The sequence below is a fragment of the Helicobacter sp. MIT 05-5294 genome, assembly GCF_000765675.1.
GTDB lineage: Bacteria > Campylobacterota > Campylobacteria > Campylobacterales > Helicobacteraceae > Helicobacter_D.
Genome location: NZ_JRPA02000003.1, coordinates 1 through 14,133, shown reverse-complemented (window position 1 = coordinate 14,133; position 14,133 = coordinate 1). Strand labels below are relative to the sequence as shown.

The window sequence follows — 14,133 nt, the reverse complement described above, 5'->3', positions numbered from 1 at the left end:
TTCACTCTTTTTAGGTTTTAAGTTTAAAAGATTTGGATTATAATCAAAAATGCCTTAAATCTGCGCGTGTTTCTAGCAAAATAAACAAGATAAAACCATAGAATCGCAAAGGTTTGCTAGAGAATTTTAAACTAAAATGCGTTAAACTTAAGACTCTACATTAATGATTTTAAGGAAGTCAATGAAAAACAAGATTATTTTATTTGATTTAGATGGCACATTGATTGATTCTACGGAGGCGGTTTATGAAGGAATCTGCGAGGCTTTTAAGCATTTTAACCAAACTGCCCCGACTTATGAATTTGCAAGTGCGCAAATCGGATATACTTTAGAAGATATGTTCCATACATTTGGTGTAGAAGATTCTAAGATTCCGGAATTTATCGCAATTTACAGAGAGCATTATGGCAAAATCTGCAACGCCAAAACGCATTTGTTAGAAAATGCACAACAAGCCATTAAAAAGGCTTATGAGTTCGCTCATTTGGGCGTAGTAACCACAAAAACCGCCAAATACTCTAAGATAATTTTGGAGCATTTAGGCGTGTTGGAATACTTTGTCTGTGTTGTTGGTAGAGAAAATACACTAGAGGCAAAACCAAGTGCACAGCCTATTTTATTAGCTTTGGAATTTATGCCAAAGGAAATTGCAAAGAATAATATTTATATGATTGGCGATACGCCTTTGGATATTCAAGCAGCAAATAATGCAAAGATTCAAAGCATAGGCGTTTTAAGTGGTTATGCAAGTGCGGAGTTGTTGCAACAATACGCTCATCATATCGCCAAAGACGCGCTAGAGGCGATAGAGAGAATCCAAAAAAGCTAAGCGCGTGGATTTAAAATTTATAATGTTTTGCAAGTCGTTTTGCTTTTTAGGATTCTATGAAGTAGAACCCTAAAAAGCGCAAACAATCAAATTAGTTACTTTCAGCTTCGCTTAAGGGTTTCCTTTGTTGGTTGCGGGGGGGGGGATTTTTGGATAATGTGCCATAAAAGCTGCCATTGATTTGGTTATGGTCAATCAGATATTCCCGAAAATTAGTATAAAGTTGTTGGTTGATTTTAAATTTTTTCGCGCTACTCCAAAACTTACTTAAAGGTCCTTGAAAGGTTAGTCCTTCAATATCGTAAAAAGAGCGACCGCATACTTTGGTGGGGCATTTGTGCAGAATGCTTGAAAGTCCTGTAGTGCTGTTAATCACAATGCAACCCAAAGCATTATGCAAAAAATCAGGCAAGTGAATGTCGTGTAGATAGATTACGCGTTCTTTGACATTGTATTTTCTTGCTTGTCGCTTAATGAAGATTTGATAGTTTTTGTATCCTCTATCCATTGGGTGGTGTTTGATAACCAAAAAATGCTGTGGTTTGGAATGTTGCGCAAAGGAACGAATGGAATTTTTAATGAAATTTTCAATCCTCTTGCCTTTGAAGTGGTTTTTGATTTGTGTATCATTATGCACTTGCAAGATTAAAGCAAAATATTGTTTTTTGGATTCTAAAACAAATTCAACTTCTTCTTTTTCGCTGATTTTATAAACTTGTTTTCTAATGAGCGAAAGAAACCAAGGAAACATCTCCATACCACTTAAACTGCGGTGGTGTAGCTGGTTGTTATAATACAATCCACACCAAAAAGAAGCAAACCAATAAAGAAAAGAAAACCACGCCATATTTCTAAAGGAATGTTCTACGCCGCATTCTTTTGTCTTATTTTTGGGGAGATAATTAAGAAAGGTTTGTGGGTCTTTGGAAAGTGTGGAGTTTGCATTCACTCCCTCATATTCTAAGGTGATAAAATTTGGACGAATATAGCCCTCTTCAAAGATGAAGCATGGAATCCCTTGTGATTTGGCAACTTCAATAGCGATTTTATGCAGCGGACGACAATCATTAAACATAAAGATGATTTGAATCTTATGTTCGCGATAAAAATTTCTAATAAATTCTCTGAAATTTTCCATTTTACCGCGATAATTTTTTGCCCCAAAAGGAAAAAACAAGAAGTCTCCACCATTGAAATTAAGCTTGAAAACTTGATTGTTGAGGCGTTTGAGATTCTGCGCTAAATGATAAAAAAATGGACCCACTGGTCCTTGCAAAAGAAGAATGTTGGAATCCTTAAATTGTGAGATTGCATCATCTAATTGCATTGAAAGGATTCCACTTGTTTAGATTAGAGGTCTAAGATAACTTTTGTAGCGATTGCAACTTGATAAAGAATTTGCGTTAAAGCACTTGTGATTTGCAATCCGCGCCCTGTTTCAATCTCTGGCAACACGAGCAAGGAATCCCCCGGTCGCATTGTAGGAGCATTAGAGAGTGCTAACCAACTGCCATTATATCGTTCTGCCTTGCCATTGGAGCGAATGACGAGAATCCGCTTTTTGTTAGCGCGTTCTGTGAAATCGCCCGCTAATTTGATATAGTCTTGTAAGTTTTTCGTGCTATCATAAACAAATGCACCGGGCAATGCCACCTCTCCTTGAACCAAAACAAGATTCGTTTTAGCAGGAATATTAATCACATCTCCTTCTTCAAGAATCGTTGTTGTGTAGGATTGCTTGTTTTCTAAAACAACTTGACCTTTGGGCTGGACATTTTTAGCTCTTTCGATAAATTCTAAAATCATCTTAGAATGACTTGCGCGCATACTTGCTTCTTGAGAAGTAACAGAAGAAGAGGTTAGAGCGAGTGTTTCAAGCTCCTTTAGTTGCGCTTCAATAAGCTTCTTTTGTGTTTGGGCGACGCTTAAACGATAAACTTGCACGGCGTCCATATTGGATTGTGCGTTGGGTTTTAGTTTTAAGACTACTTCTGCTAAACTCGTCCCTTTTTTGACAACCATAGAATGTAAGCCATTGTGTTCGCCTTCAATTTTGATATTGATATTTTGGGCGTTATAATCTGGGCGAAACTCTACTTCATCGCCCACCCTTAAAGGAACGGATTGAAATTCTTTTTTGTTATAAGAAGCAATATCCATCGTGTGATTAGGCAAGTAAGAACGCACAACTGCGTTTGTTACAACAGGTTTTGCTCCAGCAGCGTCAGCTAAATCTTGGAGCGTTTTAATGTCATCTTTAAGCTCGAATCTAAAAGGCTTTTGCACATCACCCTCTGCAAAAGCATAACTCTCGACATTTTTTACTAAAATGACATCACCTGTTCTAAAAGGAAATAACTGCATTTTTCCATTGAAAAGAAAGTCGTATAAATCTACATTTAACACGATTTTGTTGTTGCGTAAGATTTCAATATTCCGAAAACTTCCATATTCTAAATTGATTCCACCTGCTTTATCTAAATATTGCACCACAGAATCCGAGCTTAAACCTTGATAAAGCCCCGGTTGATTGACATTTCCGGTAACAAAAATTGAGACATTTTGATAAACATTCATATCCGCATAAACAAAAACATTTTGTTTGTAGATTTTTGCAATATTGGCTTTGAGGACTTTGACTAAATCGCTATTTTTGACGCCTAATAGATTGACCGCGCCTACGCTTGGCACAAACACATTACCTTGAGAATCCACCATAAGCTCTTGTTGAAACTCTACTGCGCCCCACATTCTGAAGTTGATTTTATCTCCTACTGCGATTTTATAATCTGGATTATAGAGGGATTGGGAAGCTTGTGTGAAGTTTCCGTTAAACAAATGCGCACCAAAAACAGGAGGAAGTTGCGGAACGATGGGATTCTGCGTATTTTGCTCATTTGCAAAATTAGCATTGGGTTGCTGCATTTGGTTTTGGCTCATTTGAGCGGGATTTGTCTCTTGCATTTGTGCGTTTTCGGTTTGTGTTGAGTTTGTGCTTGGAATCACCGAAATAGATGAGACATCAACCGCTTGAGCAAAGCAAGTCAATAAAAGACTATGAATTAATAAGGTTTGGACGATTTTTTTCATTAGTATCTATGCTCCTCTATAATCATTGCAATCAGTTTAATAATGCCATAAACCATAGACATTATCACAAAAATAGTAACGATGTTATACAATCTCTTTGGATATTCCGGAGATTGTGGCTCACTCGCATTTTGAATGATTACTAAATGCTTGATTTTACGACTAGATTCAATTCTTGTGGTTTCAATGGAAGTTAATGCCACCGTGTAAGTATCTTGGGCGAATTGCGCCTCGATTGTCAAGTCTTGAAATTTTGCTGCTAAGTCGTTTAGTCTTTTGGAGTTGCTAGAAGCAACAATCTTGGAAGTTTCTTTGGATAATTGTTTTTTGAGTGCGTTAATCTCGGAGTTTAGCATTACAATTTGTGGGGCATTGTCATTGAGATAAGTGCGCATGGTCGTAAGCTGTGTTTCTTTTTCGGAGATTTTGCTTTCAATGCCTGTGGTTAGGTTGGCTTTCGCTTCTGCTTGTTTGAGTGGGTCAAAAACACCATAGCGACTTTGAAAAGATAACAACTCATTTTTGGCAGTTTGCAGACGCGTTTTTGCCTTTAGAAGTTCTTGTTCAGCGAAGATCATTTGTTCTCTTGCAGCACTTTGCGAAATCTCATTCACAAAGCGTTCGGATTCTTTTAGAATAGCCTCTGCGATCATCTTGGCATCTTGCGGTGAGAATCCCTCTACATTCACTTGCAATAATCCAGAAGTTTCATCAAGAGCAATTTGCACTCTATCTTGATAAAACTTCAAAAAGCTTTCTTGGCTTGAATTGGGAAATAACATAAAGAAAGGGTCTTTTTTCTGCGATTCGTAGAGTTTTTTTAGTTGAATCTCTTTGTCAAGTATGTGAAGCATATCTAAAGAATGAATGTATTGTTTTAAGAATTGCACATCTTCTCTTGAACCTGTATTGACTCCAATCAAGGAAGCCAAACCGCTAACAGGAGCAATATCGTTATTGATAGAACGCACACTAATTGTAATAGAGCTTACATAGCGGTCTGCTGCAATTAGCAAATAATAAAGAATCACAAAAACCATCAGCACATAGACGACTTTAAAGCTTTGGAAAAAAGGCAAAAGCTTTTGGGAGCGAGGTTGTTGCAAAAAAGATTTTAAAAAAGCCATTTATTGTCCTTGATATGCCTTGATGCCCTCATCGACATCGTCATAAACTTTTATTTCGCCATTTTGAAGATGAATGATTTTGTGGCACCATCGTTTGATTTCTGAAACACTATGAGAGACTAAAATCACTTTAGAAGAACTTAGTTTTTCTTGATAGAGTTTTTCACTCTTTTTCTTAAAAGCCGGGTCGCCTACTGCTCCTGCTTCATCAATCAAATAATAATCAAAATCAAATGCCATACTCATTCCAAACAAAACGCGTGAGCGCATTCCTGATGACAAAATACCGCTAGGTTCGTCAAAAAATTTACCAATTTCGGCAAACTCTTCAACAAAAGCGATTTTTTCTCTCAAAGCATCGCCTTTGTAGCCATAAACACGCGCGAGAAATTTAATATTATCTTTCGCGCTTAAAGTGCCTTGAAAAAACGAACCAAGCCCGATAGGAAAGGAAATTTTCTTGTCTGTGATGACTTTGCCTTTATCAGGCATATCCATTCCGCCTAATATGCGCATAAGAGTTGATTTACCAGCTCCGTTGCGCCCCATAAGCCCGATACTGCAATCATCGGGAAACTCAAAAGTAAAATCTTTAAAAACATAATGTCTTCCTTTATTTAATGGATAGGATTTTGTGATATGGTCAAGCTTTATCATTTAATTTGCCCTAAATATTTGTAGCGGAAATAATAATACCAAAGCCCAATAAAAAGCAAAACAATGGAAAAAGTAAAAGGATAGAGGAAATCAATCCCTTGTGTTAGAGGATAGTTAGGGAAATAATTGCCTCTTAGCATTTCAAGAAATTGCAAAACAGGATTATAAATCAAAAATTCTACAATATGGTTTGGCATAATCCAAAGCGGATATAAAACCGCAGAGGCGAAGTATAGGATATTGATTCCATAGCTGATGAATATTTTTGCATATTCTACTTCGCTGTCCAAAAATGCCAAACAAACTCCAAGTGCGAATCCCAAAAACGCTAAGCCAACAAAGGCAATCAAAACTTCTAAGAAATTAATGGGAAGTATCGGCAAGTCTAAAATCCAACCAAAACCAAGCATAAAAATCACAAACACAGAAAAATAAATGCAGATTTCAAGAAGCGCACGAGCGATAAAAATATGAATCGGTTTAACGGGCTTATAAGCTATTAATCCGAGGTTTGCTTGCACGCCAGACATAATTTGTTGGACAATGTTTCTAAACATAAAAAAAGGCACAAAACCCGTAACCAAAAACATTTCAACAGGCACTTGCGGGATAGATCTTGCGCGAATCATAGTGAAGATAATCAAGAAAAAAAGAATATGCGACATAGGTTCTCCAATAACCCAAAAATACCCTAGTCGCTTGTTTTTACCAAAACGCGTCTTTAATTCTCGCAAAAATAATGCCTGCACAACATGTGTCATTTTCCAGCAAAGCCCTTGAAACTTAGATAATTTTAAAAAATAAAATGGGGGTATTATAAAAAAAGTTTGCTTGATTAAGCATAAAATTGACAAAAAAATCAAATTTATTATAAAATGCAGATTTTATTCACTATAACTTTGGTATCAATCCATGAAATTAAATAAAATTTTACAAAATATTTTTTTTGTAGCAATATTAGCTTCTTGCTTTTGGGGAGGGGATTTTAGGAATCTTTCCAAAGAGAGTTTGTCGGATTCTTTAGAATTTAAAAATAATGAAAAGCTAAAAGTGCTGATTTTGGACGAAAATATGCAGCTTTTAGAAGTCTTAGAAGTCAATACAGACCAAACAGACCAGCTGACATTAAAGCTTCCTAATGACAAAAAAGTCTATGTTACTTTTATCGCGCCAAAAGATGAAGAAGTCGCAAATAGTCGCATTTCTATCCAATCACCGAAGAATCTCTCCAAAGAGAAGATTCAAGAGGGGCTTGTTTCTTCTCTAAAGCAAGAGAATCTAAAGCAAAATTCTAGTGTAGCTCTTGATACAAATGCTGTGGCTTCAAGCGAAAAAACTCTCTATGAGGGGAGGTTTGAGCGGAATAAATTTATGGGCGGATTGTTGGGGTTTGAACCACACAAATTTAATTATATTCTTCCAGCAAACATAAGTTCAGCTAAAGAACCAAATCAGCGCAAACAAGTGGAAACGAAATTCCAAATTAGCATTAAAAAAGAATTATTTGATGATTTGTTTATCAGAGATTTGGATTTGTATTTCGCCTATACGCAACAAAGTTTTTGGCAACTCTATGACAATCAAAACTCTAGACCTTTTAGAGAAAGCAATTACGAGCCGAGCTTGTATTTTAGCTATCCTTTGAATGATTACGATTTGTTTTTTGACCGCATAGATTTTGGTTATTTGCACCAAAGCAATGGCGGAGATGTGAGCCATTCGCGCAGTTGGGATAGACTTTTTGCGGAGGGGATTTATAGTTATAAAAATTTCGTAATGGCTTTAAAAGCGTGGTATAGAATCCCAGAAAGTGCTGATAAAGATGATAATCCAGATATTACGCGCTATCTAGGCTATGGCGAATTAACGCTCGGGTATTTGTGGGATAAACACCTCTTTAGCGCGACTTTGCGCAACAACCTACGAGAAGACAATAAAGGCTCTATTTCGTTGGATTATTCTTATCCGATTTATAAGAATCTTTATTTGTATTTGCAGTTTTTCAATGGCTATGGGGAGAGTTTGCAAGATTATAATAATTCCATCAACCGCTTTGGAATCGGGATTTTGTTTAATCGTTAGTTGGTTTTGTTGCAAACTTGTGCATTGTGAGGATTCCATTGTAGTGCTTTATTGCCTGTTCGTTTTCATTAGCCTTTGACTTTGTCTCTCGTCATTGCGAGAATTGCAACGCAATTTGTGGCAATCTACAATACTGAATGAAAGGAGACTTTACAATGGAATCTTTAGGGCAAGATTCTAGGCGTGGATTTGCAAGTGTGGGCAAACTGCTAACGCAGTGTGTGCCGCGTCATTCGTTTCATTTCTCGCAATGACGGCTGGGTAATTTCATTCGTCATTGCGGAATTTGACCCTTAAACAAAAAATTCTGTAATTTCTACTTTTAGGATTTTAGAGATTTTATAGAGATGTTCAAGATTAAAATGAGTTTTGTTGTATCCTGCTTCTGCTCCTGCGACTAGCGAGACAGATTGGTAGCCTAAGGCTAGGCTTAGTTCTAGCTGGGAGATGTTTTGACTTTTGCGAATCCTAGCGACATTTTTGGCGATTTTATAATAAAAGTTTTTAATTTCTTCTGTGCTGGGTTGTTCCATATTTCTTATTGTCGTTTTACTCATATACTCTACTATAATAGATTTTTTTAAGTTTAACTATTTTATAATCCTTTTTCACTCTACTATGATAGAGTATTTTGTGATGACAAATCACTAATCAGGACAAAATAAAGCTTTCATAAGGATTCCTATGCAATTATCTATTATCATACCATTTGGGACAAGCACACAGCGACCTTATATCAAAGAACGCGTGATAGACAAAGCCCAAAATGCCAAACTAACGGGCAAGATAGAATATCTCTTCGTAGAGGGGTATTCTAGTGATATTTGCGAGGAGTTGCCAACGCTTATTCAAGATAAGGGGCATCAATATCTAAAAGACGAATCCCAACAAGAGGCAAAAGCCTTTAGTCTAGGAAAGTGTCGCAATATAGGAATCGCACACGCAAACGCGCCTGTGGTTATGGTGCTTGATGTGGATTATTATCTTTCTTTAAAAGCTTTGGAAAAAATTTTAGAAATCATTGAGATAAAGCAAATCGCAGAGAATCCTAACGCTTTTTTGATTTTGCCTTGCGTGTTTTTGAGCAAGGAGGGAAGTGAGAATCTCCTAAGCGTTGAAGAGGATAAGCGCGAATCTCTTTTAATCTATGATATTAATAGCGGGAAGAATCTTTTAAATAAGTTTTTTACTCCCGCTTCTAGCTCTTTTGTGATGAATCGGCACAAATTTTTAGAGATTGGAGGGAATGATCCAAGCTTTGTTGGGCATGGGTATGAAGACTTTGATTTGATGTTTAGGATTTTGAAAACTTGTGCGACTTTTGAATCCTTGCCAAAAGATTTGGATTTTGATTATAGAAATTGGAATTTCAGAGATTTTAAGGGCTTTAGAGCGTGGTTTAGTGTCGTGGGATATGAAAGTATTTTTTATGGAATCTGGCTTTATCATCTGTGGCATATTGAACCCAATCAAGATGGTTATTTGGATAGGAGAGAAATTAACCATCAAAAATTTTATAAAAACTTAAAACGATTCAAAAAACTCTCCGATAGCGTTGATTGTCTGCAAGATAAAGAAGCAATCAATAAAAAAGTGTTAGTTTTTACTCAAGAAAATTCTAGCACCTATCAGGCATTGAGAGGGGTCAGTATTTATATTGGGGAACTAATTTGCAAAAGAGAATATGAATTTTTCTGTGAATTGCCCGAAAAATCATTACAAGATTCCTTTGAAAAAGAAAGGTTTTTATCATTTTTGAGGGACAATGAAATCTCGTATGTGTTATTTCCAAATTCCTATGGCAATGAACAAAGAATCGTTATTTATCAGTTTGTTAAGGAATCTAGGATTCCATATATCGTATTTGAGCGGGGAGCATTTGCAGATTCTTGGTTTTTTGACACTAGGGGTTGTAATTATGATTCTACTTCTTATGCGCCAAAATATTGGGATAAACCACTCTCGCCTTTGCAAATCTTGCAAACTCAAGAATATATCCAAACACTCTTGCAAGATGAGAAATACTTAGAAAAGCAAGGAGAGAGGATTGGCGGAAGTGCGTTAAGAAGAAAGCTTGGAATCCGCCATAAAAAGGTGATTTTTGTTCCCCTGCAACTTCCTAGTGATACGGCTATTTTGCACTTCACATACGAGCCTTTTAGCTTTGATGGGTTTTTGGAGGTTGTAGAGAGAATTGCTAAAGAATACGAAAAAGATGATGTGGTGTTTGTTGCCAAAAAGCACCCATTGCATTTTGGACTAGATAAGGAGAGGCACAAAGCCTTGAGATTCGTGCCTGATGAGACGAATTTTTTAGACTTGCTAGAGATTGCTTGTGGGGTTGTGTTGCTTAATTCTGGAGTTGGAATGTATGCGATGATTGCCAAGAAGCCTTGTGTGGTGTGTGGAAATGCGTTTTATCATCATCAAGGCTTGAATCTACAAGCAAGAGATGAGGAGGAGCTAAGGGAGCAGGTGGGTAAGGTTTTGCGAGGGGAATTTGTAATAAATAATGAGAAAATGCTGCGTTTTGTGCATTATTTGTGGAAGGAATTTTATAGCTATGGGGTTTCAAAAGTGCGCTTCATAAAAAAAGAAAATAGGCTGTGTAATCAAGTCGTTTCTATGGATTATTACCGAATCGTGATAGATTCTAAAGTTTATTTGGACGCTAAAAATGCAGAAAAAAGCGTTTATAATCTCAATGCTTTAGCCTATAAGCCTTATTTGTATGAGATTTTGCACACCAAGCCTACATTGGATATTTCTAGGCTTTTGCTCTTTGGCAAAGTCGGCTCTGCAATTTCGCATACAAAGTGCTTTAGATTAACACAAAAGCTAATCCATAGACCAAAGGATTTTGTAATGGATTCTAAAAACCCTTTGATAAAGCCATTTAGAATATTTGTAAGGAGATAATATGCAATATAAATTTGGGATTCTTTTGGCTGCTACAAGAGATAGTGCTTTTAGCATTGGCACGCTTTTGATAAATATTCAAGCAGTGATGAAAGATAAGGTGGATATGTTTTATATCGTCCATGATGGATTTGTGGAATCCGATAAAAAAGCAATGACAAAAATTGTGCGGGGGGGGGGGGGTTAAATTTGTTGATTTTAGCATTGATAAATTTGAAGAGAATATTAAGCAATATAATCCCCTTGCTAAAGTGGATAGGGGAAGCTCTATTTTGAATCGCTATACACATATGGCTTATGCGCGGTTTGAAGCGTTGAGATTTTTAGAAGAATGCGAAGTGATTGTGTATTTAGATTTTGATATGTTGCTCTTAAGAAGCATAGAAGAGTTGGGTTGTATTGGGGATTTTGATGTGGCTTGTTTTCGGGGTAGCGCGACACTATTGCAAGGCTTTGGTATGCTAACTCCTGATGATTTAAAAGCTATTAGGAATTATTCAACCGGGATTATTGTCTTTAATAGCATAAAACTAACTGAAATGTATGAGTTTGTTTATCGGTTTATCGCGGAGCATTATAAGGACTTCTTTACAGAAGCAAAGCTAGGCGACCAAGCTCTCTTTAGTCTCTTTTTGCTCAAGAATCCATTGAAAATCAAAGAATTGTCCGATGATTATTATGGGAATATCTCTTGGAAAAAGTCTAATAATGCGTCTATTATCCACGCGTGGGGGGAGAAAAATCGGTTTTGGAACAATAAGCTTTGTGCTTTAGCTTGGCAGCAATGGTGGGTGTATTATAAACAATGGTTAAGTTTTGGCGGAAGCAAGTATGAGGGAGGCTGGAGGGCAAATTTAGAAGTGCCACTAAGCGGGGGAGATGTGTTTCAGTATTTTGAGAGGATACGATGGGCAAGGGAGATTTTGGCTATTGATTTGCAACCTTATGAGTTAGTTTTGTTGGCGGATTTTGGGCAAAAGGTGAAATTCAATTTCGCATGTTTTTCTAAAGAACTTATGCTATGTGTTTATTCTAATTCTATTTATAATTTTGTTTTGGAGTTTTGCTATGGGGCTAGGGTTGTCGTAAGTGAGACAATAAAGCGAAAGGAGTTGGCAGATGAGCTGCCTCGCTTCGTATCCAAACAGCTTTGCGCTTATCAAACAAGTGCAATCCAACGCGCCAAAAGCAAGTCAAAAGGAATCCTAAGCAGGATTTGCCTTGCTGGATTAAGCTTAATTAATATGAGGAGGAAAACTTGATTTTCAAAAGTTGTGATTTACTAGAATTATCTGATAAGAATCTTTTGGAGTTTCGCGCTTCAGAAAATGTGTATGAATTGCCTTTGTGTGTCCATTTGGAGAAGATAAGTTTTAAGTTTGCGGAGGAATTATCTAGCGCGGTTGTTTTTGAGTTTATTAAAGATGAAAAGCTTGTAGGTAAAGAAGAATTAGACTTCAAAGGGGAGATTTGTTTCCAAATATCCAAAGAAATTTCTAAAATCAGAATCTATTTGGCAGATAAAAGGGCTTTTAGGATTCTTGATTTTAAGGTTTGGTATCGGAAATACAAAGGACTTCTTGTAAGCATCACAGATGATGGAATCGGTGTGCGGCTTATGAATATGATGGTAAGTTGGTATTTGGCTGGTATAGCTGGATATAAGTTTGGATTCGTTTGGAATCCCAAAATTAATCCTTGTGGGACGGACGACTTAAGAGACAATCTAAACAAATACAAATATAATATTCTTTTACCACAAATAGAAAATGAAGAATATATTTTTAGTCAATCTTTTATCAAAGAACATTCTTATACTAAAGTTATCGCAAGAGAAAGGAAGCATTTGGCGCGTGGAATCTCTTTAGAAAAATTACAACAGCTTCCATTTGCTGGAGCTTTTGGCTGGAGCTATCAAGATAGTGGAATGCAGATACAAGGAGTAGGGCAAGATTATCTGCTAGAGTTGCCCAAAATCTACTCACAAATCCCCTTTAGCCCACGCATTACAGAAGTGATAAATCAAGCAAAAACACTCGCTAAAGACTTCGGGGGGGGGGGGGGATTTTATTTGCTTACACTTAAGAGGTGGCGATGTAGTTTATGATATTTGGATTCGGAGTTGCGGGAAGCATATAAAGAAAAATATGCCTATTGAAATTGCCTTTGGGATTCTTAATAAATATCATCGCACACACAAGATTATGCTTTTTTCAGATGATATTGAGACGATGAGTGCTTTATACGATTACGCAAACGCGAATTTGACAAATGCTAGGATTCATAAAATCATAGATTTTTTGCCAAAATATTCAGAAGTAGAGAGAATCTTTTTTGAATTTACCTTTATGTCTTATGCAACAGAAATCTTTTCAGCATATTCGCATTTGCCGTATCTTGCAAGTGTGATTAGTCGTGGGAGAGAGCAGAATTTCCACTTTAAGTTTTTTGATGAACACACACAAGCACAAATGATTATGGAGAATTTAGAGAAAATCAAAATTCACCCCATAGCGCAAGCCTTATCTTATTTTAATCTCTATATGCTCAAAAAAACAGAAAGCGATTTTGGGATTCTAAAAGCTTGGATAAATAGGGCAATAGAGCTTGATGGGGAGAGTTTGTTATATAAAATCGCAAAGTTGAATCTTTTGATTTTGGAGGGGAGATTGGAGGAGGCAGAGGGTTTGGCGGAGGTTTTGCAAGGCAATGAGAAGTTTTATAAGGTTTTTTCTAATTGTGTTTTGTTGGAGGATTTTAAGCGGTATGACAGAGAGACTTTAGAATCTCTTTTTGGTTATAAATGTCTTAGGGATTTGGGTGTTTGGATTCTATCAAATCTAAGTGTCAATGCAAAATATGGTGCTGTAAAAAGAGTGAAAAATTACCTTTCTTACAAGCTTGGAGAGGCTTACTTGCGAGAAAACAAGCTTTGGAGGTTACCCTTTGTGTTTTATAGAATCAAAAGAGAACATCTTGTTTATATAAAACTTCACCAACAAATGGTGGATTGGGGGCTTTTGCCCACACCTCCACCCCTTCATTGCTTTGCGGATTTTATTGAGGCTTTGCAAGTGAAGCAAACGCTTGAGTTTAAGCTCGGAGAAGAGATAATCAAAGCAGACAAAAGCTTCTTGAAGCTTGGTTTTTTGCATTTTGGCTTGAATGTTTTAAGGGGAAAATATAATCAATATTGAAGTAAGCAAAATCCGCATTCAATCGTAATCTTAGTCAAAGGCTAATGCGAAACTCACAGACAAGAAAAGGCAATCTTGATTTTTTCTAAAACAAGTTTTAGGAAAATCTTTCCTTATCGCCTGTTCGTTTTCATTAGCCTTTGACTTTGTCTCTCGTCATTGCGAGAATTGCAACGCAATTTGTGGCAATCTACAATACTGAATGAAAGGAGACTTTACAATGGAATCTTTA

Annotated in this window: 13 protein-coding genes; 7 read left to right on the top strand and 6 right to left on the bottom strand. The window is 36.6% G+C overall.

The window, feature by feature from the left end; genetic code table 11:
• Positions 1-181: 181 nt before the first annotated feature.
• A complete protein-coding gene (locus LS69_RS02205) occupies positions 182-829 on the top strand; it encodes an HAD family hydrolase (RefSeq protein ID WP_138121772.1) in 648 nt (215 codons plus the stop codon).
• A 91-nt stretch (positions 830-920) separates the two neighbouring features.
• Here LS69_RS02205 and LS69_RS02200 read toward each other — a convergent pair whose 3' ends face one another.
• Genes LS69_RS02200 through LS69_RS02180 form a run of 5 tightly spaced genes read right to left on the bottom strand, consistent with a single transcriptional unit; the run spans position 921 to position 6,464 of the window.
• The gene (locus tag LS69_RS02200; RefSeq protein ID WP_138121771.1) at positions 921-2,156 is read right to left on the bottom strand and encodes a capsular biosynthesis protein; all 1,236 of its coding nucleotides are present in this window, start codon (positions 2,154-2,156) and stop codon (positions 921-923) included.
• 23 nt (positions 2,157-2,179) lie between these two features.
• Positions 2,180-3,919 (bottom strand): polysaccharide biosynthesis/export family protein, encoded by a 1,740-nt coding sequence (locus LS69_RS02195; RefSeq protein WP_138121770.1) that lies wholly within the window; start codon positions 3,917-3,919, stop codon positions 2,180-2,182.
• On the bottom strand, positions 3,919-5,046 hold the full coding sequence (locus LS69_RS02190; protein ID WP_138121769.1) for a capsule biosynthesis protein: 1,128 nt from the start codon (positions 5,044-5,046) through the stop codon (positions 3,919-3,921). The genes LS69_RS02195 and LS69_RS02190 overlap by 1 nt, the downstream gene beginning before the upstream one ends.
• A complete protein-coding gene (locus LS69_RS02185) occupies positions 5,047-5,703 on the bottom strand; it encodes an ABC transporter ATP-binding protein (RefSeq protein WP_138121768.1) in 657 nt (218 codons plus the stop codon).
• A complete protein-coding gene (locus tag LS69_RS02180) occupies positions 5,700-6,464 on the bottom strand; it encodes an ABC transporter permease (protein WP_138121767.1) in 765 nt (254 codons plus the stop codon). The genes LS69_RS02185 and LS69_RS02180 overlap by 4 nt, the downstream gene beginning before the upstream one ends.
• A gap of 151 nt (positions 6,465-6,615) precedes the next feature.
• On the opposite strand from LS69_RS02180, the gene LS69_RS02175 reads away from it, so the two are divergent.
• Positions 6,616-7,785, top strand: coding sequence for a phospholipase A (locus LS69_RS02175; RefSeq protein ID WP_138121766.1), 1,170 nt, complete (start codon positions 6,616-6,618; stop codon positions 7,783-7,785).
• Between the two features lie 293 nt (positions 7,786-8,078).
• On the opposite strand, the gene LS69_RS02170 is transcribed toward LS69_RS02175, so the two are convergent.
• Entirely contained in the window at positions 8,079-8,342 is a 264-nt protein-coding gene (locus LS69_RS02170) for a helix-turn-helix transcriptional regulator (RefSeq protein WP_238699069.1), read from the bottom strand.
• A 127-nt stretch (positions 8,343-8,469) separates the two neighbouring features.
• Here LS69_RS02170 and LS69_RS02165 point away from each other — a divergent pair, with 127 nt between their 5' ends.
• From LS69_RS02165 to LS69_RS02145, 5 genes are read left to right on the top strand one after another with little or no spacing between them, the layout of a single operon-like run.
• Complete coding sequence (locus LS69_RS02165; protein WP_138121765.1) at positions 8,470-10,704, top strand: capsular biosynthesis protein; 2,235 nt, start codon at positions 8,470-8,472, stop codon at positions 10,702-10,704.
• 1 nt (position 10,705) lies between these two features.
• Complete coding sequence (locus LS69_RS02160; RefSeq protein WP_138121764.1) at positions 10,706-10,891, top strand: hypothetical protein; 186 nt, start codon at positions 10,706-10,708, stop codon at positions 10,889-10,891.
• Positions 10,869-11,966, top strand: a complete 1,098-nt coding sequence (locus LS69_RS02155; RefSeq protein WP_138121763.1) for a hypothetical protein — start codon at positions 10,869-10,871, stop codon at positions 11,964-11,966. Before LS69_RS02160 ends, LS69_RS02155 begins: the two co-directional genes overlap by 23 nt.
• Positions 11,963-12,811 (top strand): hypothetical protein, encoded by an 849-nt coding sequence (locus LS69_RS02150; RefSeq protein WP_138121762.1) that lies wholly within the window; start codon positions 11,963-11,965, stop codon positions 12,809-12,811. Before LS69_RS02155 ends, LS69_RS02150 begins: the two co-directional genes overlap by 4 nt.
• Before the next feature lie 40 nt (positions 12,812-12,851).
• A complete protein-coding gene (locus LS69_RS02145; protein WP_138121761.1) occupies positions 12,852-13,901 on the top strand; it encodes a hypothetical protein in 1,050 nt (349 codons plus the stop codon).
• Positions 13,902-14,133: the final 232 nt, after the last annotated feature.

What these genes read in the sequence shown, in the direction of transcription:
- LS69_RS02170 (WP_238699069.1), bottom strand. Translation starts at nt 8,342, where the DNA reads ATGAGTAAAACGACAATAAGAAATATGGAACAACCCAGCACAGAAGAA.
- LS69_RS02175 (WP_138121766.1), top strand. Translation starts at nt 6,616, where the DNA reads ATGAAATTAAATAAAATTTTACAAAATATTTTTTTTGTAGCAATATTA.
- LS69_RS02195 (WP_138121770.1), bottom strand. Translation starts at nt 3,919, where the DNA reads ATGAAAAAAATCGTCCAAACCTTATTAATTCATAGTCTTTTATTGACT.
- LS69_RS02205 (WP_138121772.1), top strand. Translation starts at nt 182, where the DNA reads ATGAAAAACAAGATTATTTTATTTGATTTAGATGGCACATTGATTGAT.
- LS69_RS02145 (WP_138121761.1), top strand. Translation starts at nt 12,852, where the DNA reads ATGCCTATTGAAATTGCCTTTGGGATTCTTAATAAATATCATCGCACA.
- LS69_RS02190 (WP_138121769.1), bottom strand. Translation starts at nt 5,046, where the DNA reads ATGGCTTTTTTAAAATCTTTTTTGCAACAACCTCGCTCCCAAAAGCTT.
- LS69_RS02165 (WP_138121765.1), top strand. Translation starts at nt 8,470, where the DNA reads ATGCAATTATCTATTATCATACCATTTGGGACAAGCACACAGCGACCT.
- LS69_RS02185 (WP_138121768.1), bottom strand. Translation starts at nt 5,703, where the DNA reads ATGATAAAGCTTGACCATATCACAAAATCCTATCCATTAAATAAAGGA.
- LS69_RS02160 (WP_138121764.1), top strand. Translation starts at nt 10,706, where the DNA reads ATGCAATATAAATTTGGGATTCTTTTGGCTGCTACAAGAGATAGTGCT.
- LS69_RS02200 (WP_138121771.1), bottom strand. Translation starts at nt 2,156, where the DNA reads ATGCAATTAGATGATGCAATCTCACAATTTAAGGATTCCAACATTCTT.
- LS69_RS02180 (WP_138121767.1), bottom strand. Translation starts at nt 6,464, where the DNA reads ATGACACATGTTGTGCAGGCATTATTTTTGCGAGAATTAAAGACGCGT.